The sequence below is a fragment of the Blautia sp. 1033sp1_1033st1_G9_1033SCRN_220408 genome, from assembly GCF_040929965.1.
In the GTDB taxonomy this organism is placed as follows: Bacteria; Bacillota; Clostridia; order Lachnospirales; family Lachnospiraceae; genus Blautia_A; species Blautia_A ammoniilytica.
Genome location: NZ_JBFKZO010000018.1, coordinates 49771 through 75802 on the forward strand (window position 1 = coordinate 49771; position 26032 = coordinate 75802).

Genomic DNA, 26032 nt, shown 5'->3' on the forward strand with positions numbered 1-26032 from the left:
GAGCAATAGACATGGCTGAGAGCATGCAGGGACTGCACAGAACATGCAGATGTGCAGAAGTTACGAAAGAAATGATTGGCAGTGAAGTGACCCTGATGGGATGGGTGCAGAAGGCAAGAGACAAAGGTGGTATTATATTTGTTGACCTTCGTGACCGTTCCGGGATCATGCAGCTTATTTTTGAAAACGGGATCATTGATGAAGAGGGATTTGCAAAAGCCGGAAAGCTGCGCAGCGAATATGTGATCGCAGTTGTTGGAACAGTGGCAAAAAGAGGTGGTGCAGTAAATGCAAACCTGGCAACCGGTACCATGGAGGTTCAGGTAAGATCCTTAAGAGTCCTTTCTGAATCAGAAGTACCTCCTTTCCCGGTAGAAGAAAACAGCAAGACAAAAGATGAAGTGCGTCTGAAATACAGATATCTGGATCTTAGAAGACCAGATCTTCAGAAGAATCTTATGTTAAAAAGCAAAGTAATGATGCTTACCAGACAGTTCTTTGCAAATGAAGGATTTTTGGAGATTGAAACACCAATGCTTGGAAAGAGCACACCGGAGGGTGCCAGAGATTATCTTGTTCCGTCCCGTATCCATCCGGGAAGCTTCTATGGCCTTCCACAGTCTCCGCAGCTTTACAAGCAGCTGCTAATGTGTTCAGGATATGATCGTTATATTCAGATTGCAAGATGTTTCCGTGATGAGGATCTTCGTGCGGACCGCCAGCCGGAATTTACACAGATCGATATGGAGCTTTCTTTTGTGGATGTTGATGATGTGATCGATGTGAATGAAAGATTTCTTTCCTATCTGTTTAAACAAGTACTTGATCTGGATGTGAAGCTTCCGATCCAACGGATCACATGGCAGGAGGCAATGGATCGTTTCGGATCTGACAAGCCGGATATGCGTTTTGGAATGGAACTTCATGATGTAAGTGATATTGTGAAGGACTGCGGATTTTCCGTATTTACTTCTGCTCTTGAAAACGGCGGCAGCGTTCGCGGTATTAACGCAGAAGGTCAGGGCGAAATGCCAAGAAAGAAGATCGACAAGCTGGTAGAATTTGCGAAGGGCTATGGGGCAAAGGGTCTTGCTTATATTGCCATTGCAAAGGATGGTACAAGAAAGTCAAGCTTTGCCAAATTTATGACAGAGCAGGAAATGGATGCCCTGGTTCAGGCAATGGATGGAAAGCCAGGAGATCTGCTTCTGTTTGCGGCAGATAAGAAAAAGCTTGTATATGATGTTCTGGGAGCACTTCGTCTGGAAATGGCAAGACAAATGGAACTTCTTGATAAGAATGAGTATAGGTTTGTATGGGTAACAGAGTTCCCGCTGCTTGAGTGGAGTGAGGAAGAGAATCGCTATACAGCTATGCATCATCCATTTACAATGCCGATGGAGGAGGATATCCCTCTTCTGGATACAGATCCTGGAAAGGTTCGCGCAAAGGCTTATGATATTGTACTGAACGGCAATGAGATTGGTGGAGGAAGTGTCCGTATCCATCAGGATGATATTCAGGAAAGAATGTTCAAAGAACTGGGCTTTACGCAGGAAGCTGCGTATGAGCAGTTTGGATTCCTTCTGGATGCATTTAAGTATGGTGTTCCGCCACACGCAGGACTGGCTTATGGCCTTGACCGTCTGGTAATGCTGATGGCAAAGGTAGACAGTATTCGTGATGTGATTGCATTCCCGAAGGTAAAGGATGCATCCTGTCTGATGACAAAAGCACCACAGAGAGTCAGCGAGGCACAACTGAAAGAACTGGGATTGGAAGTTGCTCCGGAAGAAGAATAATAAAAAGAATCAATAAGAAAATAAAAAGCTGCCTGAGCGCTGTACAAACTGTGAAATGCAGAACGTACAGTGTGGGGCAGCTTTTTTTATTGCAGGTTATTCGGTGACGGTATCATCTACCGGACTGGTAGTCAATGTGCCGAAAATAGCATTTCCAAGCTCACCATTGCTGTCATCCAGCTTCCAGGAAACACCATCATTGATTAGGCACAGACTGGCATCTGCAGTCTTTGTAGCAGTGTTGGCGGTGATACAATCAAGCAGCATGTCATAAGATTTATCAAGCCTTTTTTCAAGACCGTCAATTACAGCATCTGGAGACGCAAGGTATTCATTAAGTTTTTTCTGGTAAGAAGTAAGAATGGTTTCACTGTCGAAGGTGGTAATCTTCGTAGTAACCACAGCCTGGTAACCGTTGATCTTGCTGTCCTTAAATTCATAATTAAAAGTATTATGTACCTGGGTGACAAGGGCGGAGGCAATGGCATTCCGGGTAGTATCTGAGGTGTTCAGAATACTTTCCACACCAAGAAAGCTGCTCATTTCTTCGGTATTCATTTCTGTCAGAGAATCAAGGTAGACTGTCAGAGTGTCTTCAGGGGAAAGAATATCCGGATCAGACAGATAAGTCATAAGACCGCCGACAAGGTCATTTTCCAGGGCATAGGTTCGCTTGATCTCCCAAGCATTATGATCATTCATTGCCAGTTCAATGGTGCAGTTACGTTCAATGGAATCATAATCATCAGATGCAAGCAGCTCCTTCATGATCAGATAAAGATCTGTCAGTGAAAGGGAAGAGGACTTGGAATCCTGGTCATTTTCCATGTGGGCTGCACTCTGGATCTCACGCTGTAGCTTGGCAGCAGTAAAATCCTTTGCAAGAGCATTGGCATCCAATGTTACCAGCCGAAGGGAAGCAGAAGCTGTCTGTTTGTCCTTGTCAACATCAACATCCAGGATCTTATAATCAAAATCCTGAAAAAAGAGAGGAAATACATCTTTTATTTCATTTGATTGCTTCTGGTCATCTTTTATATCCGGGAACAGTTCCTTATAGGAAAAATACTTACTGGCAGTATCAGAATCCAGATTTTTTAGAAGATCCAGATCATTTTTGATAGCCTTTTTCACTGCTCGTTTTTCGCTGTGGAAACATCCGAATGCCATAATGGCAAGGATGACAACCAGCAATGGAATCAGCCGCTTTGCTGTTTTCATAAACCCTAGTTCCTTTCCGAAATAATATAGGTCTATTTTACCAGATTTATTTAAAAAAGTCAAAAAAGCTTAAAATCTATACGATTTTTATAAAAAAAGAATGAAAAATTTGTGAAATTTGTATTAGTACCCTGATTTACTTTATTTTTGTAAATGAATCTGCTATGATAGAAAAGATAAAAGATGGGGCAGCCCGGCGGGGATGCCATTATGTCCAGAGAATGGACAAGGAGGTCATTATGAAGAAACGCGGTATTGTCATTGGGGGGATTATTGTCATTGCCGGTGCAGTTGGTGCAGGAGGCTGGTATTATTATAAGAATAACAGCACTACAGCATCTGCAGATGGCGATGTGGTATATGTTACAAAGATCAGTGACCTGAATGTAGATAATTCAGGCACACAGAACCGTTTTGCAGGAGTAGTGGAAGCCCAGGAAACAGTGAAAGTCAACATTGAAAGCGGACGAAAGGTTAAGGAAGTCCAGGTCAAGACTGGTGACGAAGTTAAGAAAGGCCAGCTGCTGTTTGAGTATGACCTGAGCAGTATCCAGGACAGCCTGAAGCAGGCACAGCTGGATCTGGACCGTCTGAAAAATGAAGCCATTAGCCTGGACCAGCAGATCGCTACCCTGGAAAAAGAAAAAAAGAAAGCATCCAAGGATCAGCAGCTTTCCTATACCATTGAGATTGAGACAAATAAGATGAACCTTAAGAAAAATGAGTATAGTCAGGAAAGCAAGCAGGCGGAGATTGACAAGCTTCAGAGTGCGACGACCAATACAGAGGTACGCAGTGAGATCGATGGAGTGATCCAGAAGATTGATACCACCAAGCTTAGTTCAGATGACGGAGATACATTGGACGATGATTCTACAGGTATGGATTATAGCTCTGATAGCAGTGACAACAGCGCATTTATCACCATTCTCAGTACAGGAGCCTATCGTATCAAAGGTAAAGTCAATGAGATGAATCGCTATTCTATTGTTCAGGGAGAGCCTGTGATCGTTCGCTCCCGTGTAGATGACCAGCAGATCTGGCATGGGACTATGGGGGCTATTGATGAGCAGAGCAGCAATTCTTCTTCAAACAATGGCTATTATGGTATGGTAGATTCAAGCGGTGATTCAGATACCACTTCCAGTACCTACCCCTTTTATGTGGATTTGGAGACATCTGACGGACTGATGCTTGGTCAGCATGTTTACATAGAGAAGGATGAGGGTCAGGAAGATAAAAAAGAAGGCGTATGGCTCAGTGATTTTTATATTGTGGATGCAGATTCCCAGGATCCATATGTATGGGCTGCCGATGAAGATGGGAAGCTAAAGAAGCGCAAGGTTGTTCTTGGCCAGTATGATGAAGGGCTGATGGAGTATGAGATTGCAGATGGCCTTACTGAGGACGACAGCATTGCATTTCCTACAGAGGCTCTGACAGAGGGATTGAATACAGCAGATGCAGCATCGATGCCTGCAGGTGCAAGCATGTATTATGGTGAGGACAGCACGGATAGTTCAGACGGAACCGACAATTTGGACGGATCCGATGATGCGGATGATTCCCAGAGTTATGACGGTGAAGATGATGCAGATCCAATTATGGACGAAAGCTCCGGTGATGGATATATGGATGATTATTCAGATGAAGATATGCAGCCGGATGAAGAGCTGGGCGATGGGGATGTGATCGGCGGAGCCGATAGTATGGATGAGGATTTTGATGCCTATACCCAGGATTATTCGGATGATATGAATAGTGATGTACAGTATGGGGCTGATGATACGGAGGCAGCAGGATGATCCTTGAATTAAAGAACATATACAAAGAATATATACAGGGAAAGATGAGTGTGCCGGTTCTGAAGAATGTGGATTTTTCCATGGAGGAAGGTGAATACGTTGCTATTATGGGACCTTCCGGTTCCGGAAAAACTACACTGATGAATATTATCGGATGCTTGGACCAGCCTACTCAGGGACAGTTTTTCCTGGATGGGGAGGATGTAAGTAAATGCACCGAGAATCAGATGTCTGATATCCGGCTGCGTAAGATCGGATTTGTATTTCAGAGCTTCCATCTGCTTCCCAGACAGTCAGCACTTACCAATGTAGAACTTCCGCTGAATTATGCAAAGGTTCCTAAGAAAGAACGCCGTGAGAGGGCTTTTCAGGCTCTGGAGCGTGTGGGGCTTGCCGACAGGGTAGATTTTCTGCCAAATCAGCTTTCCGGCGGGCAGATGCAGAGAGTTGCAATTGCAAGAGCTATTGTGAATAATCCTAAGCTCCTTCTGGCAGATGAGCCTACAGGAGCCCTTGACAGTAAGTCTGGGGCTCAGGTTATGGAGCTGTTCCAGAAGCTGAATGATGAAGGGGTATCTGTGCTTATGATTACCCATGATGCAGAGATTGCTGCCCATGCCAAGCGAATGGTTATGATCCGGGACGGCGAAGTGTGGGAAAAGAGGTGATAGCATGAGCAGGATAAAGAAAGTGATCATAGTTCTGGTGATCGTAGCTTTGGTTGTTACAGGAGCAGCCAAAGGTCTGACCTATATGCGGAAGAACAACGAGACAGTGGTACAGGTGGCATCTGTAGGGGATCTGGCCAGTGATTATTATTCTCCGACCACCAATCTGGAAGCTAATGTGACCAGCAGTGTATCTCAGAATATTACAGTAGATAAAGATATGATCATTCAACAGGTTTATGTTAATAAAGGAGATTCTGTAAGCAAAGGTGATAAGCTGGTCTCTTTTGACATGACCCTTGTGGAGATGGAGCTTAATATTGCCAGACTGAAAAAAGAAAAACAGGAACAGGATCTGGCAAAATCAGAACGTAGATTGAAAGCCCTGAAAAACGGTGGAGCTCTTACAGAAGAAGATGCAGGCGGTTCCGCAGATAATATAGACGATTCCACAGATGACAGCGGCGATTCTGATATGGATAGCCTGTCTGGGGATGATATGGCTATGGCAGGACAGGACAATAGCCTTACAGATGTGGGCGGTAATTATCTTGCGCTGGCTATCAACCCTATTTTACTGGAGGCTTTTACAGATGCAGTTGGAAGCGGGAATGATTCTGAAGAAAGCGATGTGCAGGAGGATGGTTCTTCGGTTGCAGCAGATGATGTATATGATGCAAATGAATCCGGCCAGTTCAGTGATCAGGCAGGTCAGGACTCCTCAGATAATCAGTTTACTTCAGGAGAGGATAATATCTATCCGATCACACCGGAACCTACACCTACCCCTGTCTTGGATGAAGAAGTTGATTTTGTGGATGGCACTACCAATCCTGAAGAACCGGATCTTACAGATGGGGATGAGAAGTTTTATCAGACCTTGGACTATGACACAGAGCCATTTGTGGGCAGCGGTACTAAGGATGACCCATATGTTTTTCTTTGCAGTAATGCCAAAGGAAAGGTAGAGCTGACCGGCGGTTTTCTGAACCGTATGGCAGGATATAATGAAGATGGGACAGAAGTGCTTCATAAGAAAGGATATTGGTATTTGCTGGAGTTCCATCAGAATGATACCATTGCAGATTATACAGACAGAACCCAGTCCTGTATTGGATATTATCTGGTGAATGGACATAAGCTGAAGAAAACAGTGGATCCTTCTGCGTCTCTGGAGCTGACAGTAGAGGAGGCCAGCCATTATGAGCCGGAAGAACCAGAAGAACCGGATATTCCAGGTGATGGGGGAAGCTCTTCTGTGAATATTTCCAGAAGTGATGCCATCAAATTATATAAGAACCGGATTGCAACTCTGAAGCTGGATATCCAGGAAAGTGAGATTAAGATCTCACAGCTGGAGAAAAAGATGAACCGTCAGATCATTTACAGTAAACTGGACGGTACAGTTACCACTGTAGGAGATCCTGTAACAGGCACTCCTGAAGATGACAGCAGTGTATTTATGAGTGTAAAGAATAAAGACGGATATTATGTTGTTGGCAAGGTTGGTGAGCTTCTTCTTGACTCTGTAAAAGAGGGAACCATTCTTCAGTGCACCAATTACACTTACTATGATGATGGAGAAGAAAGCACCAGCCAGTTTGAAGCAGAAGTTATGGATGTGTCTGAGTATCCTGTTTCTTCTGACAGCAGCTATTATTATGGTGACGGCAATCCGAATGTATCTGAATATCAGTTCACAGCTGTGATCCCGGATAAATCTGTAAAAGTGCGGGATGGAGATTATCTGAACATTCAGCTGACCGAAGAAACCAAAGCCAAAGGGATCGTCCTCTCCAAAGCTTTTGTTCGGTCTGATAATGGTAATTCTTACGTGTATAAGGACGATAAGGGTGTGTTGAAGAAACAATATCTGTCTATCGGAGGTAATGTTGATAATGGGTACAGTGTCTTGATCACAGGCGGGATCACCAGGGATGACAAGATCGCATTTCCATATGGCAAGGATGTGGCTGAAGGAGCTAAGACCAAGACAGTTTCTGCATCCAAGATGTATGGTGAAGACGATTACAGTGACAACGGAGGTGATTTTGAATGATAGAAAATATCAGGCTGGCCTTTCAGGGGATATGGTCTCATAAGATGCGTTCTTTCCTTACTATGCTGGGTATTATTATTGGTATTGCGTCTATTATTGCAATTGTTTCTACCATCAAGGGTACCAGTGAACAGATCAAAGAAGATCTGATCGGATCCGGGAATAACACAGTTTCTGTGAATCTGTATTATGGAGACAGTACATACAGTGCTGAATACGGGGACAGCAATGCAACGCCTCCCCTTCTTTCCGAGAATCAGAAAGAAGAAGTCAGAAAAGTAAATCATGTTGAGAATGCAACTTTCTTTTATAACAGATCCTACAGCAGCAATGTATATTACCAAAATACAAGCTTCCAGGGAGGGCAGATATACGGTATTGATGTGAATTATATGGATACCTGTGGCTATACTTTGCGTTCCGGAAGAGCTTTTGTACAGTCGGACTATGACAATTACCGGAAAGTGGCACTGGTGGATTCCAATGCTGCTGAGAATATCTTTCCGGGAGAAGATCCTGTGGGGAAGATCATTGAAATAGGAGAAGAGCCATATACGGTAGTCGGGGTTGTGAATCAGGATGAAGATTCTATGCCAAACATCGAGAATATCAATCAGTTTTACGAGTATTTTCAGAGTGTTATGGGCACAGTTATGATCCCCAGCAAGTGCTGGCCAATTTCTTTTCAGTTTGATGAACCGGAGAATATTGTGATCCGGGCCGACAGTACAGACAACATGAGTGAGGCAGGCAATGGAGTTGCCAAGGCTTTGAATAATGAGATTAAGGCTGCAGACAGTTCGACCAAGTTTGAGTATAGAGCCAAGGATGTAATGCAGAAGGTTAAGAATCTTCAGAAACTTAGTGAAAGCACCAATCAGCAGCTGATCTGGATCGCAAGCATTTCTTTGCTGGTAGGCGGTATTGGAGTTATGAATATCATGCTTGTCTCAGTTACAGAGAGAACTAAAGAGATTGGTCTTAAGAAGGCTATCGGGGCAAGAAAGAAGACCATTCTGAACCAGTTCCTTACAGAAGCAGCTGTACTTACAAGTATAGGTGGTATTATCGGTGTAGTTCTGGGCATTGCCCTGTCGAAGGTAGTATCCAAGGTGGCCGGTTCACCTACAGCCATCAGCGTTCCTGCCATTGTAGGATCTGTGGTATTTTCTATGCTGATCGGTATTATTTTTGGCCTTCTTCCTTCTGTAAAGGCAGCAAATCTGAATCCTATTGATGCACTAAGAAGTGAATAAGAGTAGTTCATGCGAATAGAATATCAGTGATACAAAAGAGATAGATTCATTGTACTAAATGGATTTGTCTCTTTTTTGTGTGTAATTATTGAAAACCGTGGTATACTAACGGAAACAACAGCTTTACTTTACGGAGGAAAAAGCATTGAAAATATTGGAAGGAAAATCTGTATTTCCAGGCATTGCCATTGGCAAGATTCAGGTATGGATGGAAGAATGGGATCAAGTGAAGCGTGTCCATGTCCCGGATCGAAATCAGGAGTTGCGTCGTTTGGATGAGGCTAAAGAGAAAGCCATTGTAGAATTAAAGGAATTGCATCAGAAAGCAGAAATAGAGGCAGGCAGCTCTGAGGCGGAGATTTTTGAAGTACACCAGATGATGCTGAACGAAGGAGAATATATAGAAGCGATAAGGAACAGGATCCGTACAGAGAGTGTGAATGCAGAATATGCTGCCACTGCTGCAGGTGAATATTTTGCAGATATGTTCCGCAAGATGGATAATGAATACATGAAAGAACGTGCGGCTGATATTCTGGATATTACCAAACGGCTGGTACGAGTTCTGTCAGGTGAGAAACAGAATAGAAATATTATACAGGAGCCTGTGATACTTGCAGCACAGAACCTGTCTCCAAGTGATACCATTTTGCTAGACAAAAGCATGATCTTGGCATTTGTGTTAAAGAAAGGGTCGGTCAATTCTCATACTGCTATTCTTGCAAGAGCAATGAATATTCCTGCATTGATCCAGGTGCCTTTCTCAGATGATGTGGAAGGCAGCATGGCCATTGTAGATGGAGATAAGGGAAAACTGTTCCTGAATCCTGATCAGGATTTTCTTGAGAAATATACAAAAGAACAGAATGCAGAGCAGGAAAAACAGAAGATTTTGAACCAGCTTAAGGGAAAAGAAACCGTTACAAAAGGCGGCAGAAGGATTGAATTGCTTGCCAATATAGGTAGTGGTGAGGACGTAGATGCAGTTCTGGAGAATGACGGAGAGGGAATAGGTCTTTTCAGAAGTGAATTTCTGTATCTTGGAAAAGAACAGCTTCCGTCAGAAGAAGAACAGTTTCAGATATACAAGGATGTTGCCAAGCGGATGGGTGACAAAAAGGTAATTATACGTACATTGGATCTTGGAGCAGACAAGCAGGCACCCTGCTTTCCAATGGAAAAGGAAGAGAATCCGGCTATGGGCTGCAGAGGAATCCGGCTGTGTCTGGAACATCCCAAGGCTTTCAAATCTCAGTTGAAGGCAATTTTACGTGCAGGAATGTACGGCAATCTGTCTATCATGTATCCCATGATCACTTCTATAGGAGAACTTGGGAAGATTGGGGAGATCCTGCAGATAGCGAAGCAGGAACTTCAGGAAGAGGGAAAGCAGTACAAAGATCTGGAGCAGGGGATTATGGTGGAAACACCTGCCGCAGCTATGATCAGTGATCTGCTTGCAAAGAAAGTGGATTTTTTCAGTATCGGAACAAATGACCTGACACAATATACGCTGGCAATGGACAGGCAGAATGAAAAGCTGGAAAGCTTTTATGAACCAGGGCATGAAGCGGTTCTGCGATTGATCCGTATGGTAATAGAGAACGCTCATAAAGCTGGTATCTGGGCCGGTATCTGCGGCGAACTTGGGGCAGACACAAGATTCACTGAAGAATTTGTGAAAATGGGGATAGATGAACTTTCTGTATCCCCATCCAGGATCCTGCCCCTTCGTCGTCTGATCCGTAGTATAGATGAAATCTGACAGAATTAAAAGCCCAGTTCCTCTCCACAGAGAACTACAGAAATACGTCCTGGCTTCCTGGAAAAACGAGTAACCAGGATCTGGCAGCAGATGCAATCTGGGCTTACACAGTCTGCACACATGCCGGTTTTGGCACAGGGTGTAGACGCATGTACACGTAATGCATTGGGCGGAGCTGCCAAAGTACGCACTCTGCGAATGGCATCCTCTACGTTATCACATAGCTTATTCATGCTGGCTAAGACGATCACATGCTCCGGACCATGGGCGATACATGCTACACGGTTGCTTGCACCATCAATATTAACCAGTTCTCCGGCTTTGGTGAATGCGTTGGTGCTTGTGAGGAAATAATCTGCACATACGATCTTTCCGTATAGTGCACGAGCTTCCTCAGGAGTAGCGGCGTTTTTCCTGTCGATAAATTCATAATTTCCATCTTCAACAGCCTGACAGACGCCAGCTTCATTCATGGATTCAGTGCCGCCCCAGGTAACAGATGCACCTTCAGGGATCATGGACAGGATCTGCGCCTTTGCTTCTTCGGCAGTTTCGCAGTAATATGCATCCATTCCACGTCTGGAAAAATTTTTCTTTAGTGTTTCTGCCACAAGTTTGTGGTGTTCGCTTACATAAGACATTGTCAGTCCTCCTGATTGTTAGATTTGTCCTGAAAAAATGAACAGAAGTAACTATTCAGCAGAAAGTATCCTGTCAGGTGTTTTTGTGGTGCTGAACAGCTACAAACAAATTATAACATGAACCGGTTTTAAGTAAAATACATGACAATAAAACAGTCCAAATAAAAAATTAAATAAATACTAAAATAAAAATCCAAACAAAAACTCAAAACAATAGAACAATAGAAAAATAATACAAGTGAAAATAAAACAATTGCCACAGGCAGGAATGCAGGGTATAATAAAGAGTAAAATGCAATTCAAGGTATTTTTCAATACCGATTATGAATTGAAATAATAAGATTTATTTTAGTAAGGAGAGGAATGTACAATGAGAAAATGGAAGATGGCACTTGCCGGTGTATTAAGTCTGTTTATGGTTGAGGCTCCAGCAGTTTGCAGTATGCCTGTTTATTCTGTTGCAGCGGCAGAGACCACAGTACAGGATACTGATGTTTTAAAAGGTCTTGTGAAAGAGAATGGCAAATATTACTATTATGTAGATGGAAAGATGCAGAAGGGCTGGCAGAATGTTACCACCACTAAGAGTAATGGTCAATCTGTAACATATCGATATTATTTCGGAGCCAACGGAGCTGCTTATGCTGCAACTCCTAAGCAGAAAACACTGGTTAAGAAGATTCGTGGAAAATACTATGGATTTAACAGCCTTGGAAGGGCAAGAACCAATACTTTCTGTAATGTAAAGCTGAAAAAAGGCAAAAAGACTTTTACATACCGTTATTATTTCGGAGCGAATGGTGCGGCTTATGCAGGCAAGAAGTCTTATGGCACTGCTGAAATCGCAGTTAAAAAGATCAAAGGCAAATACTATGGATTTAATTTAAATGGCAATATGGTAAAAGGTACATGGGTAAAAGGCGGCAAATTCTATGTCTTTGGTAAAAATGGCGTTTATAATGCAAGTCTTTCCAAAAAGCTTCGGGCAGCGGCTGGATATGAAAAGGAAGCATCCACATTGCTTTCGCTGATCGGCAATCCGAAGAAGGTCCAGGTACTGGAAAATACCTGTTATGGAGATGGTACAGAGATGTATTATTATTATGATAATTATTTTGCAGATATTTTTAAATTTAGCGGCACAGGAAAAACCATTGTACTTGGTGTGTCTGCAAAGTAATTTTGTTGATGAACGATAGAGGAGTAAGATGAGCATGAAGAAAAAGAATTTTGCAAAAGGCCTGATTCTGGCATTCTGTCTGTTTTTCGGCATTATGCTTGCAGGTACCCAGACTGCACAGCCGGTTAAAGCTGCTGTAAAGAAAACTACTACAGTTACCAAAGCAAAGAAGCCGGTAAATGGCTGGTATACATTTCCAAGTGGCAGAAAAAGATACTATAAAAATGGGAAATACCTTACCGGATTGAAAAAGGTTCGCAACAAAACCTATCTTTTTAGTAAACGGGGAGTTATGCTGACAGGTACTCAGAAGATTAAGAATAAGGTGTATTATCTGAATGACAAAGGGGTTCTGCAGGTTAAGAAACTGGGAAACAGGTATTTTTATGCCAATGGAAAGAAGATGTCAGATGTAGATGCACAGGATTTTGCCACTCTTCAGACTGCGAAGGAGATCGTCGCACAGATAACGAATTCATCTATGACGTCTGCACAGAAGCTGAAGGTGTGCTTTGACTGGGTGATCAAGAAGCCATACTGGACCTGGCGTACATTCAGCAATTTCAGTGGATGGCCGGCAGTTTATGCTATGGATCATTTCCAGAGAGGTCGTGGCAATTGTATGTCAGATGCAGCAGCTTTTGCATATCTGGCAAAAGCCGTTGGATATAAGCAGGTTTACGTATGCGTAGATAGTACAGGAAGAAACGGAAGCGGACATGCATGGACAGAGATCGGAGGTCTTGCATATGATCCTTTGTTCGCTGAAGCAAAAAGTTACAGTGCTAATTATGGTGTGCCTTATGGCGTATACAAGCTTTCACCGATTCTTCATATAGCGTTATAAGGAGTTAGAAAATGAAAAAAATTATGGAATTAATGGCGGAAGAGCTTTCCGCAGCATTTGAAAAAGCAGGCTATGATCCGGCATATGGAAGGGTAACAGTATCCAGTCGTCCGGATCTGTGCGAATATCAGTGTAACGGTGCAATGGCTGGCGCGAAGGCATACAAAAAAGCACCATTTATCATTGCTGACCAGGTAGCTGACCAGTTGAAAGACAGCAGGATCTTTTCCATGGTGGAAGTAGTAAAGCCGGGATTTATTAACCTGAAGCTTGATGAAAGTTATTTAGCTTCCTGGCTGAATGAAATGGCTACCCATGAAAAGCTTTCTGTAAATACTGCTGAGCAGCCAAAGACCATCATTATTGATTATGGCGGACCAAATGTGGCAAAGCCTCTTCATGTAGGTCATCTTCGCTCTGCTATTATCGGTGAGAGTATTAAGAGGATCGGCCGTTTTGTTGGACATAAGATGATCGGAGATGTGCATTTGGGAGACTGGGGACTTCAGATGGGATTGATCATCACTGAATTGAAGCACAGACAGCCGGAGCTTGTTTATTTTGATGAGACTTATACAGGAGAATATCCATCTGAGGCACCATTTACCATAGGCGAACTGGAGGAGATCTATCCTTGCGCCAGTGCCAAATCAAAAGAAGATGAAGAGTATCGCAAGGAGGCTCTGGAAGCTACCCATCTTCTTCAGCAGGGCAATCCGGGGTATACTGCATTATGGAATCATATCCTGAACGTTTCTGTAACAGACCTGAAGAGAAATTACGCAAATCTGGATGTTTCTTTTGACCTGTGGAAAAAAGAATCAGATGCACAGCCTTACATTCCTGAGATGGTTCAGCATATGAAGGATGAAGGATATGCTTATGAGGACCAGGGTGCTCTTGTTGTGGATGTAAAAGAAGAATCCGATACTAAAGAGATTCCGCCATGTATTCTTTTGAAGTCAGACGGCGCTTCCCTTTATACAACTACAGACCTGGCAACGATTGTAGAGCGTATGAAGCTGTTTAACCCGGATGAGATTCTTTATGTAGTTGACAAGCGTCAGGAGCTTCATTTTATACAGGTATTCCGGTGTGCCAGAAAGACTGGGCTGGTAAGGGAAGATACAAAGCTTTCCTTCCTTGGATTTGGTACTATGAACGGCAAAGATGGCAAGCCTTTCAAGACAAGAGAAGGCGGGGTTATGCGACTGGAGAATCTGATCTCTGAGATTGATGAAGAGATGTTCCACAAGATCGTAGAGAATCGCAGTGTAAAGGATAAGGATGCCCAGGAAACTGCCAAGATTGTTGGACTTTCTGCTATCAAATATGGAGATTTGTCCAACCAGGCTACCAAAGATTATATTTTTGATATTGACCGGTTTACTTCTTTTGAGGGAAATACAGGCCCATATATTTTGTATACGATTGTACGTATCAAATCCATTCTCAGCCGTTTTAAAGAAAATGGAGGAGATCTTGAGGCAGGTACATTGCTTCCGGCAGTGGGAATCAGTGAGAAGAATTTGATGCTTCAGCTTGCCGGATTTGGGGCTACTATTGAAAATGCTTTTGAAGAGAGGGCACCTCATAAGATCTGTGCTTATATTTATGAGGTATCCAATGCATTTAACAGCTTTTACCATGAGACAAAGATCTTAAGCGAAGAAGATCCGATGCGGAAGCAGTCATATATCCGTTTAATCACACTGGCCAAAAGAGTTCTGGAGACTAGCATTGACCTTCTTGGATTTACAGCACCGGATAAGATGTAAAATCGTATTGGCCTTATGTCTGGAATCTGGAGCTTTAAAACTCCGTAAAGACATCTAAAGTACAGTAAAGACATCTGAAATACAGTAAAAATATCTTGCATGGTAATTTTATTCCTGCATGCGAAGGATATTTTTACTGTATTTTTTTCTATTTTTATTAGGATTTTTATACTTCTGTATTTTTCTTAAATATCTGTAAAGCTGCTTTTTCGGGCAGCAGATTTATGCTATATTTATTTCAGGCGAGAAAACTCCTACTTCTATATATTATATCAGCTGGGAGTCAATCCCCCAGCTGATATAGCCTCCGGCAGGATTGCAGAGGTGCGCAGGAGAAGTATGTCATGCAATTGCATGACGCGCACCTCGCAGCAAGAATGCCGAGGCATTCTTGAACTGACAAGCTAGTACAGTGAAAATTAAGGCAAGTCAATATGGCGGTTACTTAATATTCACTGTGCTAGTAATCATCGTATACGGTATTTCACCGTAATTTCCTTATGGGATGCTACATGCTGAATAGTTTCTTTTTATCATTGTGAAGGAAGTGACTGACATAAGACTTACAGGACTTATTTTGAAGGGAAGATATTGTATTCTTGAGCAGATACGTGCCGGAGGGGAAGGAACTCTCTATCTGGCGCGGGATCTGGAACTTGGCTGCTTGTGGGCGGTTAAGGAAATACCTGTTTCACATAAGAAAGAAGCAAAGCTTTTGCGACTGTTGGAGCATCCATATATGCCAAGGATGATCGATTATATTGAAAAAGAAGACTATTGCTATCTTGTGATGGAATTTATACAGGGAAAATCGTTGGAAGAATGGATAAAAGAAGGACGTCGTTTTTCAGAGGAAGAGCTTTTGTCTTTTGGCATAATGATCGCACAGGTGTTGGGATATCTGCATAGTCGGAAGCCACCTGTATATTACGGGGATCTGAAGCCTGGGAACCTGATGCTGACAGAGAACGGGAAGCTGTATCTGGTGGATTTTGGAAGTGCTGTCCAGAGTTATTGCAGGCAGCAAAAAGAGTGCTGGGGAACCATGGGTTATGCTTCGCCAGAGCAGATGAAGGGACAGATCTGTGAAAAAAGCGATATTTTTACCATGGGGAAAACATTACAGGCATTGCTTACTGCGAATCTGGCGAAATATATCATGTATGATCCGTTGTTTCTATGGTTCCTTTTTCGCTGTTGCAGAAAAAAAGAAATCTACAGATATAAAAATATGCAGGAAGTGGAAAAAGTATTGAAGAGAATCCAAAAGAAAAAAGGAAAAGGCAGATATGCCATGGCAGTAGCCGGTATTACAGTCCTTGGACTTGTTGCTTTTGGAATTTTGCTGACTGGGGAATCGAAAATTCCAGAGTTCAGGGAGCGATTAACACAGGTAACAGATGTATATTATCAGATGGAATTTCAAAGTGAAACCAGGAACAAAAGGACAGAAGCAGTGAAGAAAGTCAGAGATCAGCTGCAGGAAATGCTTACATTATATACAAAAAAAGACGAGCAGGAGCATGTGTTGCAAATGCTCCGGGCAAATGAGGAATTGTTGGAACTTTTGGAATCAGAAAAGGGACAGGAAGGCGGAGGTAAATGAAAAGCTACAGGATATGGTTAAGCATAGCTGCAATATTGTTTATAGGAAAAATGTTTGGTACAGTCTGGACACAGGCAGAAGATTTGGGAGGCTTTGATGTAAGTGTTTCAGAAGGGGAAAACTGGTCGTTACCGGACAATTGGCAGGAAAATACTTCTGGATGGGAAGAAGAGGCAGATACCAAAAGTACTGCAGAATCGGAAAACGAATCATTTGCCCAGGGCAATAAGATAGAAAATTCTGTTGGAGAAAGTGAGGATATATTTTCATCTACATCAGAAAGTATACAGCAAAATAATCAGCAGCAAAACAATCTGCAGAATAGCAACGATCAGGACATTAACGATCAGGGCAATAACAATCAGGAAAGTAATAATCAGGAAAGTAACCATCAGGAAAGTAACTATCAGAACAGTAACAATCAGGAAAATAACAATCGAAGCAGTAACAATCAGAATAATAAGATGAATAATAATAATCAGAATAATAACCAGAACAGTACTAAGCAGAGAAGCAATCGTCAGGAGAATGATGGACAGGACAGTGTGCAGCCAGCTCACAAGCAGCAATCACTGATACAAAGACTATCAGAAGAAAAATCAGGAGAACCCAAAATACCAGAATCAAAAGAAACTGGAAAAATCGCTGAAGGGGAATTAGAACCAAAAGTTTATGTCAGTCAAGAAGAAAGACAAAAAGCAAAAGAGCAGGATCGGGCTGTGAATTTCCGAAGAACAAAAGATATGACATTTTTTCATAAGAAACAGGCAGGCAAAAAGGACATTCTATATCTCACTGTAACCAGGCTGAACATCCATCAGATCCTGTCTGTACGGCTAAACGGAAAGGAGTGCAGATGGAACAGGGAAGGGAGCCGTATAGTGCTGGAAGACAGACCGGAACAGGGGAAAAACAAAGTAGAAGTGCGATTCTTTCTGGAAGATGGACAGGTCAGAGGCATGGCGCCCTGGATTTTTACATGTGACTAGAGAAGTCAAGCGGATATTCGCAATCCGCTTCGCTACTTGCTCATAACCGAATAACTGCTCCGCAGTTTATCAGAAGGAGCTTGCACTCCTCCTGATACAAGCAAGTCCCCACCCACTGCTTATTGCTTTTCGCAATTGAAGCAGGGGACTTACTTGATTCGGTTAAATATCCGGAGAATATGTTTAAGCAGCTTATCTGTATCAGCTGCATTAACTTATCTGTTGGAAATGTAGAGAAAGAATGGTATAATCATGTCTGTTAATAAATGTATGAAATACTAACGGAGGAACATATGTACAAAGCCATTTTATTTGATCTGGATGGAACATTAACAGATTCTGGGGAAGGGATCATGAAAAGTGTGCAGTATGCACTGGAAAAGCTGGGAAAGCCGGAAGATGATCTGGAAAAATTACGGGTGTTTGTAGGCCCTCCACTGATGGAAGAATTTATGGAATATGCAGGCGTTGATGAAGAAGCTGCACGGCAGGGAGTGACCTATTACAGAGAAAGATATGCACCAATAGGTGTTTTTGAGAATAAAGTATATCCGGGGATCAAGGATATGCTGGTGCAGCTGAAAAAGAAAGGATATCTTCTGGGAGTTGCCTCTTCTAAGCCTGAATATTTCGTGAAGCAGGTACTGGAGCATTTTGAACTGGATGTATATTTTGATCAGATGGTGGGCAGTGAACTGAATGGCGGAAGATCCAAAAAATCGCAGGTTGTGGAAGAAGTGTTGCGGCGCTTTCATCTGGAGAATCACAGAGATCAGGTGATCCTTGTTGGAGACAGGGAATACGATGTATTAGGAGCAAGAGAGGCAGGGCTTGACTGCCTTGCAGTATCTTATGGCTATGGTTCCGTGGAAGAACTGACAAAAGCAGGACCTTTGAAAATTGCAGGCTCTGCAGAAGAGGTGCTGGATTTTTTCGAATAAGCCCCCGCAGGAAACTAAAAATGCCGATGCAGATCTGGAGAGCAATTTATCCCATGGGGATTCATTTTGGAATATCACAGATCGTGGCTTATGCAGGCTTGTATTTCCTTGTATTACGAAACGGGGGAAATAAAGATGCTTATTATGGACAGGTAATGATGCTTACCGGCCTTACCGGTCTTCTGGCTTTGATTCCTACTTTGTTTTTTTATAAAAAAGACCTGGCAGCGAGAAAGTATGGAGGAATCCTTAAGGAAAAAAGAACAAGAAAGCTTGGATTTTGGGAAGGCATTTTATTGTTCTTCATGGGAGGTGCCCTTGCTCAATACATTAACATGATTGTAAATATTCTCCTTATGGGGTCTGATGCCAGTATGAAATATCAGAATACAGTGGAAAGGATGACAGGTGGAAAGACTTTACTTTCAATGATCCTGTGGATTGGTATTGTGGCTCCTTTGGCAGAGGAGGCTATTTTCCGATGGCTGGTATTCTTAAGATTTCGTGATAATCTACGGTTGATCACAGCTGCTATATTATCAGGTGTTATGTTTGGGATTTATCATGGCAATCTGGTACAGGGGATTTATGCCAGCATTCTTGGTACTGTGTTTGCACTTCTCCTGGAGTGGAGCGGCAGCTTATGGGGAAGTGTACTCCTTCATATGGGAGCCAATATCTGGAGTCTTATAAGTGGAATTGCAGCAGCCTATATTATGGAAAATGAGGAAAGAATCATGGTATGGGGCATGCTGGCTTTAGGATTGTTGATTCTGACTGTTTTTGGAATGCGATATTTTTATAAGAAGTATACAGGACGAAATAGGATAAGAGAGATATAGGGAATATCCGAAAGCTGAAGGAATGTGAAAAGGAAAGCGAAATTGACTTGCAAAAGAGAAGGAGATTTCCAGATTGACAGGTAATAGAACTGCTGTCAGGTATGTTTTAGAGTACATATCTGGCAGCAGTTTTTCTCTGGAGATCTTTTTGCAGAAAGAACCTGATGATAGAGGTGTTCCTTCTGGAAACGTTTTTTTAGATTTTTTATAAAATTTTAATAAGGCGAAGCCTTGTGTTAGGAATGATAGAATGGTATCATAAGTGTATTAAGACGATTAACACACTAGCAATAGAATCAATATCAGTGATGGGAGTTAATTTGTAGTAGAAAGGAGTTGCCTATGATCGTACTTGATTATCATGACCGGCGGCCAATCTATGAACAGGTCACAGAAAGATTCAGACAGCTCATTTTAAGTGGGGCGCTGACAGCAGGAAGCCGTCTTCCATCCGTGCGGCAGCTTGCTATGGAATTGTCCATTAATCCTAATACGATCCAGAGGGCTTACATGCAGCTGGAGCAGGAAGGGCTGGTCTATCCAGTAAAAGGAAAGGGGAACTTTATTGCAGACAGTACCAGTATCAAGCGGATCAGCAAGAAGGCTTACACCCAGGAGATGCGTGAACTGATCTATAAAGGACAGACGCTGGGCTATGACGAAGAAGAATTGACAGAATTAGTTCGGGTCTGTTACAAGGAGGGAATAAAATGATAGAAGTGAATCAATGCAGCAAGAAATTTGGCATGCTTCAGGCTGTCAATAAGGTATCCCTTCAGATCGGAAACAGAGAGGTCTTTGGTCTGGTGGGAAGCAATGGAGCCGGGAAAAGTACCTTGCTGCGTATGATGGCAGGGATCATACGTGGGGATGAAGGGAATATTCTGGTAGATGGTACAGATGTTTACGAAAATGAGAAAGCCAAAAGCAGCATTTTTTATATTGCAGATGACAGTTATTTTCCGGCTAATTTTACACCAAGGGAGATGGCTGTTTATTACAAAAATGTCTATCCTTCATTCCGGATGCAGAAGTATGAGAAGCTGATGAAGCAGTTTCATCTGGATGAAAGAGGAAAGATCAACAGGTTTTCAAAAGGAATGAAGAAACAATTGCTTGTGATCCTGGGGATTGCTGCAGGCACTAAGTACATGTTGTGTGATGAGACCTTCGATGGACTGGATCCGGTGATGCGGCAGGCTGTCAAAAGCCTATTTGCAGCAGAGATCATGAACCGGGATTTTTCACCGGTGATCGCTTCCCATAATTTACGGGAATTAGAAGATATCTGTGATCATGTAGGACTTCTGCACCAGGGAGGGATTCTTTTGTCACAGGATCTTGAAGAACTGAAATTCCATATACATAAAGTTCAATGTGTCCTTTCCGATTCGCAGAAAGAAAAAGAACTGGCGAAAGAACTGGATGTATTGAGTATCCAGCATCAGGGATCGCTTCTTCTGATCACAGCAAGGGGAACACGCACAGAAATTATGGAAAGGATCCAGGCAAAAAAACCGCTTTTCTGTGAGATTTTGCCTTTAACCCTGGAAGAGATTTTTATCAGTGAAACGGAGGTTGCAGGCTATGAAATTAAAAATATATTCTGGTAAACAGATTAAAATGAATATAAAAGAGCAAGTATGGATCCCTGTGATCCTGCTGATCGGTTTTTTTCTGGCTTTTCCTGTAGCCGAACTGCTGATGATGGGCAATTGGTTTGGCATGAATTACACCTACGATCAGATCCAGATCCTTTATGAAAACCTGTGGAAAGACGGGTTCCTCAGGACAGGCTCTGCAATTACGGTGATTGCTGCATTGCTGAACAGCGTCAGTGAATTTTGGTATCTTTATTCATCAAAGAAAGTGGATTTTTACCATTCCATTCCTGTGAAAAGATCCAGGATGTTCTTTTCTAGAATGTTTACAGGGATCATATTCTTTGCAGGACCATATTTGCTGATGGAATTTCTTACAGTATGTATTGGCGCAATGCGAGGGTGTTTCAGCTTACATTTAATGAAACTGGCATTTTATATGTTCCTGATACATTTGATCTGTTATCTGCTGATATATTTTGCTATTGTACTGGTGATCTGTATTACTGGTAATTTTCTTATGGGCGGGCTTTGCTTTGTTGGAGTTTTTCTGTATGGAACTGTGCTTTCAAGTCTGATCACGGGATATGAAGAAACCTATTTCAGAACCTATGCCCGAATGTTATACGGAGTGTGCAAGGTTTTAAAAAGAGATGTATCGCCACTTTTTCTGGGAAATGAACTGGTAGATAAATACAGCCAGGGTGAACTGAAAGGATTTCTGTTTCCTGTTTTGTGCGTGGTACTGGTTTTGACAGCTGCGTCCTTTTTTGCTTACATAAAAAGACCGTCTGAACGTACTGGTGAAGCTTTGATCTATCCTTTTACACAGGTGGTGATCCGTATTCTGGTGGTGATCCCCACTGGTCTTGGCACCGGGCTGTTCTTTTCCCTGTTTCCGGAAAACACTTCATCCAGGGATGCCTGGGAGATTTTTGGATTGCTGGTAGGAGTCATATTGTCCTACAGTCTTCTTGAAATCGTTTATCAGATGGATTTTCGGAAAATATATACCCATTGGATACAATTGATCCTGTGTGGGGTTTTGGCGATTCTGATGGCAGCAGGATTTAAAACAGATGTAATCAGGTATGACAGGTATTTTCCGAAAAGCGGACAGGTAGAAATGATCAGCTGGAATGGTGTTAATATGGAGTCCAGCGATTATGCGGAAGAAAAAGCAGATGGTCGTTATGTGATTGGTACTAATAGCGTGGAGGCCATGATCAATCTGGGGAATTCTGAGGATCTGCTGCAGGCAGTGAAAAAAGCAGCAGATCGTACTTATAAAAATATAAAGAATAATGTTGGTAAAGAAGACCTGGAAGAGTCAGGAAGAATGGTAACTTTCGGGTTTACCATGAAGTCCGGTACAACCATTTACCGGAATTATATTGTAGACAGTCAGATCCTTAAGGATATTTTACAGGCGGCATACCGGGAAGGCGACTATAAAAAGGACAGGTATTCCATTTTGAACATTGATTCTAAGTATCTGTTCAGTATTACCGGTATATTCGGAGATGGTGTTTATACTACCCTTTGGGAAAGGGATAAAGAAAAAAGAACAGAGTTTCTGGAGGCATTGCGCCAGGACATCCTGGAGGCAGATGCAGAAATTCTGACAGGACAGCCTTGCGGAAAACTTTATTTGAGCTTTGGACAGATTCCCCAGGAGAGAACCCCTGATAATATGGTGCCGGATGGAAGAGAATTTTTAAGCGGTGCAGGAGGCATGGTCTATATGTTCCCCCAGTTCAGCCGTAGTCTGGCGCTTCTTGAAGAAGAGGAGGATCTTTCCATATCTCTTCAGGATGTTGATGTTGAAAGTGCCGATGTGGTATTTGACCTTTCAGAAGATGCCACCGTTTTATCTGATCCGGTACAGTATACAGGAAAAGAAGAATTGACAGAATTAAAGAATATACTGATTCCACCGGAACTGGTTCCGGAATGGGAAACCTTTAATTCTCCATGGACAGACCTTACACTAAACATTCGCGGTAAAGAGGCTGTAGAGGGATGGGCTATCCGTCCAGGAGAGAAGACTCCGGAATTTATCTTATTAGATCAGGAGCGTGCCCAGGAGGGTATCCTGGGGGAGAATGAAAGCGAGGACAGTACTGATCTGACAACGAATCTGGAAGATACAACAGATACTGAGGTAATGGATATTTATGAGTAAAAGTAAAAAGTCTGAAAAAACACAAGTACGTTTGGATCGTTTCCTTGCAGATGCAGGGGCAGGAACCCGCAGTGAAGTCAAAAAAATGATACAAAAAGGCAGGGTGCTGGTGAATGATCAGCCAGCATCCGGTCCGGAACAGAAGATCAGCCCGGATCTGGACAGAGTTTTGCTGGATGGAAAGGAGCAGACGGAAGCACCGGATTTCTTATATTACATTCTGAATAAACCGGCTGGTTATATCAGCGCAACAGAAGATTCAAAAGATAAAACCGTTATGGATCTGCTTCCGAAGATCGCAAGGAGAAATCTTTTTCCAGTAGGACGACTGGACAAGGATACAGAAGGCCTGCTTCTGATCACAGATGACGGAGCGCTGGCACATGAGTTGCTTTCTCCGGCAAAACACGTGGATAAAACCTATTATGCAAAAGTGAAAGGAGTGGTCACAAAAGAGGATCAGGAGGCTGTAAAAAATGGTGTGGACATTGGGGAAGCAAAGCTTACCATGCCGGCAAAACTGGAAATCCTGAATACAGACGGGGAATACTCAGAGATTCTTCTGACTATCCGTGAAGGGAAGTTTCATCAGGTAAAGCGGATGATGGAAGCAGTAGGCAAAACAGTGGTATACCTGAAACGTCTTTCCATGGGTGGGCTGGTTCTTCCAGAAGATCTTCCCATCGGCCAGTGGCGTATGCTTACTACAGAAGAACGCAAAATCATCAAAAGACTGTAAAAACAGCATAAAATTTTGAAAAATCCTCTTTACACCAGCGTTTTTCTTATGCTATAATACAACGGTTGTTAAAATTAAACACGCACGGTGATTCTCATGGATGGTGCCCTACGGTGTGTGGTTGGGTCCGGACGGAAGGCGACCTGTGCGGAAGAAAAAACCAAAAAAAGGAGATTACAACAATGAGCGTTATTTCAATGAAACAGCTTTTGGAAGCAGGTGTTCATTTCGGACATCAGACAAGAAGATGGAACCCTAAAATGGCTCCGTATATCTACACAGAGAGAAACGGTATCTATATCATTGACTTACAGCAGTCTGTAGGTATGGTTGATGATGCATACAATGCAGTTGCTGATATCGTAGCTAATGGCGGAAACATTCTGTTCGTTGGTACAAAGAAACAGGCTCAGGATGCGATCAAGACTGAGGCTGAGCGTTGCGGACAGTTCTATGTAAACGAGAGATGGTTAGGTGGTATGCTTACCAACTTCAAGACTATCCAGAGCCGTATTGCAAGACTGAAAGAGATCGAGACAATGGAGTCTGATGGAACATTTGATGTTCTTCCAAAGAAAGAAGTTATCGCTTTAAGAAAAGAACTTGATAAATTACAGAAGAACCTTGGCGGTATCAAAGAGATGAAGAGAATCCCGGATGCAATCTTCGTAGTTGACCCGAAGAAAGAAAGAATCTGCATTCAGGAAGCACATACATTAGGAATCCCGCTGATCGGTATCTGCGATACAAACTGTGATCCGGAAGAACTTGACTATGTAATTCCAGGTAATGATGATGCTATCCGTGCTGTCAAATTAATCGTTTCCAAGATGGCAGACGCTGTTATCGAGGCTAATCAGGGACAGGCAGATGTTGACGGAGAGATCCAGGCAGAGTCTGAGGAGTTTGCAGCTGAGGAAGCAGCAACAGAGGAATAATTGTCAGGCCGGGGAACGGCAGAGACAGATGATCGAATAACAGGAGGAAAATACAATGGCTATTACAGCAGCACAGGTAAAAGAGTTAAGAGAAATGACCGGCGCCGGCATGATGGATTGTAAGAAGGCACTTACAGCTACAGAAGGCGATATGGATAAAGCAGTAGAGTTCCTTCGCGAGAAAGGTCTTGCTACCGCTCAGAAAAAGGCAAGCCGTGTTGCAGCAGAGGGTCTTTGCAAGGCTCTTGTTGCAGAGAATGGTAAGAAAGCAGTTGTTGTTGAGGTTAATGCTGAGACAGACTTTGTTGCAAAGAATGAGAAATTCCAGGGCTACGTTGCTGATGTTGCAGCACAGGCACTGAATACAGAAGCTGCTGATATTGATGCTTTCCTGGCAGAGCCATGGACACTTGATACCACAAAATCTGTAAAAGAAGCTCTTGCAGCTCAGATCGCTGTTATCGGTGAGAACATGAACATCCGTAGATTCGCTCAGGTAAAAGAGGACAATGGTTTCGTTGCTTCCTACATTCACATGGGTGGTAAGATCGGAGTTCTTGTTGATGTTGAGACAGATGTTGTTAACGATGCCATCAAAGAAATGGCTAAAAATGTTGCAATGCAGGTTGCAGCTCTTAAGCCGCTTTACACAAGCGACAGCGAAGTAAGCGCTGACTATATCGAGCATGAGAAAGAGATTCTTCTGGCTCAGATCCAGAACGACCCGAAGGAATCCCAGAAGCCTGAGAAGGTTATCCAGGGTATGATCCAGGGACGTATCAAAAAAGAGTTGAAAGAAATCTGCCTTCTTGACCAGGTATACGTAAAAGCAGAGGATGGAAAGCAGACTGTTGGCAATTATGTAGCACAGGTTGCTAAAGAGAACGGCGCTAAGATCACAATCAAGAGCTTTGTTCGTTACGAGACCGGTGAAGGTATTGAGAAGAAAGAAGAGAACTTTGCAGAGGAAGTTGCAAAACAGATGGGAAAATAATCTGATATTTGCAGATTTTTAATAAGACCCATAAAGGGGGCTGTCCTGAAAACGTAGTTCAGCGATAACCTATAAACAAGCATTCTAAATAAGCTCGCGAGAGCGTTTCAAGTTTTGTGTAAACAGAAAAAACTGATATAAGATATGTCATTAGTTATCGAGGACAGAACCTGTT

22 protein-coding genes are annotated in these 26032 nt (G+C 42.7%); 20 read left to right on the forward strand and 2 right to left on the reverse strand.

Annotation, left to right across the window (positions count from 1 at the left end; all coding sequences use genetic code 11):
* Nucleotides 1–11: 11 nt before the first annotated feature.
* Entirely contained in the window at nucleotides 12–1802 is a 1791-nt protein-coding gene (gene aspS, locus AB5916_RS12755) for an aspartate--tRNA ligase (RefSeq protein WP_158422250.1), read from the forward strand.
* A 96-nt stretch (nucleotides 1803–1898) separates the two neighbouring features.
* Here aspS and AB5916_RS12760 read toward each other — a convergent pair whose 3' ends face one another.
* Complete coding sequence (locus tag AB5916_RS12760; protein ID WP_158422249.1) at nucleotides 1899–3023, reverse strand: hypothetical protein; 1125 nt, start codon at nucleotides 3021–3023, stop codon at nucleotides 1899–1901.
* 239 nt (nucleotides 3024–3262) lie between these two features.
* On the opposite strand from AB5916_RS12760, the gene AB5916_RS12765 reads away from it, so the two are divergent.
* The 5 genes from AB5916_RS12765 (at nucleotide 3263) to ptsP (ending at nucleotide 10576) form a co-directional block, all read left to right on the forward strand.
* A complete protein-coding gene (locus tag AB5916_RS12765; protein WP_158422248.1) occupies nucleotides 3263–4828 on the forward strand; it encodes an efflux RND transporter periplasmic adaptor subunit in 1566 nt (521 codons plus the stop codon).
* Nucleotides 4825–5496 carry an ABC transporter ATP-binding protein gene (locus AB5916_RS12770; protein ID WP_158422247.1) on the forward strand — a complete coding sequence of 224 codons (672 nt, stop codon included), beginning with the start codon at nucleotides 4825–4827 and terminating at the stop codon, nucleotides 5494–5496. Before AB5916_RS12765 ends, AB5916_RS12770 begins: the two co-directional genes overlap by 4 nt.
* A 4-nt stretch (nucleotides 5497–5500) precedes the next feature.
* Complete coding sequence (locus AB5916_RS12775; RefSeq protein WP_158422246.1) at nucleotides 5501–7555, forward strand: hypothetical protein; 2055 nt, start codon at nucleotides 5501–5503, stop codon at nucleotides 7553–7555.
* On the forward strand, nucleotides 7552–8811 hold the full coding sequence (locus tag AB5916_RS12780; RefSeq protein WP_158422245.1) for an ABC transporter permease: 1260 nt from the start codon (nucleotides 7552–7554) through the stop codon (nucleotides 8809–8811). The genes AB5916_RS12775 and AB5916_RS12780 overlap by 4 nt, the downstream gene beginning before the upstream one ends.
* Before the next feature lie 145 nt (nucleotides 8812–8956).
* A complete protein-coding gene (ptsP, locus tag AB5916_RS12785) occupies nucleotides 8957–10576 on the forward strand; it encodes a phosphoenolpyruvate--protein phosphotransferase (protein WP_158422244.1) in 1620 nt (539 codons plus the stop codon).
* A gap of 5 nt (nucleotides 10577–10581) precedes the next feature.
* On the opposite strand, the gene AB5916_RS12790 is transcribed toward ptsP, so the two are convergent.
* Nucleotides 10582–11217 (reverse strand): lactate utilization protein, encoded by a 636-nt coding sequence (locus AB5916_RS12790; protein ID WP_173728469.1) that lies wholly within the window; start codon nucleotides 11215–11217, stop codon nucleotides 10582–10584.
* A 370-nt stretch (nucleotides 11218–11587) separates the two neighbouring features.
* Here AB5916_RS12790 and AB5916_RS12795 point away from each other — a divergent pair, with 370 nt between their 5' ends.
* The 14 genes from AB5916_RS12795 (at nucleotide 11588) to tsf (ending at nucleotide 25857) form a co-directional block, all read left to right on the forward strand.
* Nucleotides 11588–12397 carry a hypothetical protein gene (locus tag AB5916_RS12795; protein WP_368191286.1) on the forward strand — a complete coding sequence of 270 codons (810 nt, stop codon included), beginning with the start codon at nucleotides 11588–11590 and terminating at the stop codon, nucleotides 12395–12397.
* 34 nt (nucleotides 12398–12431) lie between these two features.
* The gene (locus tag AB5916_RS12800) at nucleotides 12432–13244 is read left to right on the forward strand and encodes a transglutaminase domain-containing protein (protein ID WP_173728465.1); all 813 of its coding nucleotides are present in this window, start codon (nucleotides 12432–12434) and stop codon (nucleotides 13242–13244) included.
* A gap of 11 nt (nucleotides 13245–13255) precedes the next feature.
* Entirely contained in the window at nucleotides 13256–15022 is a 1767-nt protein-coding gene (argS, locus tag AB5916_RS12805; protein WP_368191288.1) for an arginine--tRNA ligase, read from the forward strand.
* Between the two features lie 577 nt (nucleotides 15023–15599).
* Complete coding sequence (locus tag AB5916_RS12810; protein ID WP_368191289.1) at nucleotides 15600–16628, forward strand: serine/threonine protein kinase; 1029 nt, start codon at nucleotides 15600–15602, stop codon at nucleotides 16626–16628.
* Complete coding sequence (locus AB5916_RS12815) at nucleotides 16625–17617, forward strand: hypothetical protein (protein WP_368191291.1); 993 nt, start codon at nucleotides 16625–16627, stop codon at nucleotides 17615–17617. The genes AB5916_RS12810 and AB5916_RS12815 overlap by 4 nt, the downstream gene beginning before the upstream one ends.
* Before the next feature lie 293 nt (nucleotides 17618–17910).
* Nucleotides 17911–18558, forward strand: coding sequence for an HAD hydrolase-like protein (locus AB5916_RS12820; RefSeq protein ID WP_173728459.1), 648 nt, complete (start codon nucleotides 17911–17913; stop codon nucleotides 18556–18558).
* A gap of 20 nt (nucleotides 18559–18578) precedes the next feature.
* On the forward strand, nucleotides 18579–19400 hold the full coding sequence (locus tag AB5916_RS12825; RefSeq protein ID WP_368191292.1) for a lysostaphin resistance A-like protein: 822 nt from the start codon (nucleotides 18579–18581) through the stop codon (nucleotides 19398–19400).
* Nucleotides 19401–19473: 73 nt separating this feature from the next.
* Nucleotides 19474–19611 carry a hypothetical protein gene (locus AB5916_RS12830; protein WP_368191293.1) on the forward strand — a complete coding sequence of 46 codons (138 nt, stop codon included), beginning with the start codon at nucleotides 19474–19476 and terminating at the stop codon, nucleotides 19609–19611.
* A gap of 131 nt (nucleotides 19612–19742) precedes the next feature.
* The gene (locus tag AB5916_RS12835) at nucleotides 19743–20114 is read left to right on the forward strand and encodes a GntR family transcriptional regulator (RefSeq protein WP_158422235.1); all 372 of its coding nucleotides are present in this window, start codon (nucleotides 19743–19745) and stop codon (nucleotides 20112–20114) included.
* The gene (locus AB5916_RS12840; protein ID WP_158422234.1) at nucleotides 20111–21013 is read left to right on the forward strand and encodes an ABC transporter ATP-binding protein; all 903 of its coding nucleotides are present in this window, start codon (nucleotides 20111–20113) and stop codon (nucleotides 21011–21013) included. Before AB5916_RS12835 ends, AB5916_RS12840 begins: the two co-directional genes overlap by 4 nt.
* A complete protein-coding gene (locus AB5916_RS12845) occupies nucleotides 20988–23186 on the forward strand; it encodes a DUF6449 domain-containing protein (RefSeq protein ID WP_368191294.1) in 2199 nt (732 codons plus the stop codon). Before AB5916_RS12840 ends, AB5916_RS12845 begins: the two co-directional genes overlap by 26 nt.
* On the forward strand, nucleotides 23179–23925 hold the full coding sequence (locus AB5916_RS12850; RefSeq protein ID WP_158422231.1) for a pseudouridine synthase: 747 nt from the start codon (nucleotides 23179–23181) through the stop codon (nucleotides 23923–23925). Before AB5916_RS12845 ends, AB5916_RS12850 begins: the two co-directional genes overlap by 8 nt.
* Nucleotides 23926–24107: 182 nt before the next feature.
* A complete protein-coding gene (gene rpsB / locus AB5916_RS12855) occupies nucleotides 24108–24863 on the forward strand; it encodes a 30S ribosomal protein S2 (RefSeq protein ID WP_158422230.1) in 756 nt (251 codons plus the stop codon).
* Nucleotides 24864–24918: 55 nt separating this feature from the next.
* Entirely contained in the window at nucleotides 24919–25857 is a 939-nt protein-coding gene (gene tsf, locus AB5916_RS12860) for a translation elongation factor Ts (RefSeq protein ID WP_368191295.1), read from the forward strand.
* Nucleotides 25858–26032 lie beyond the last annotated feature (175 nt).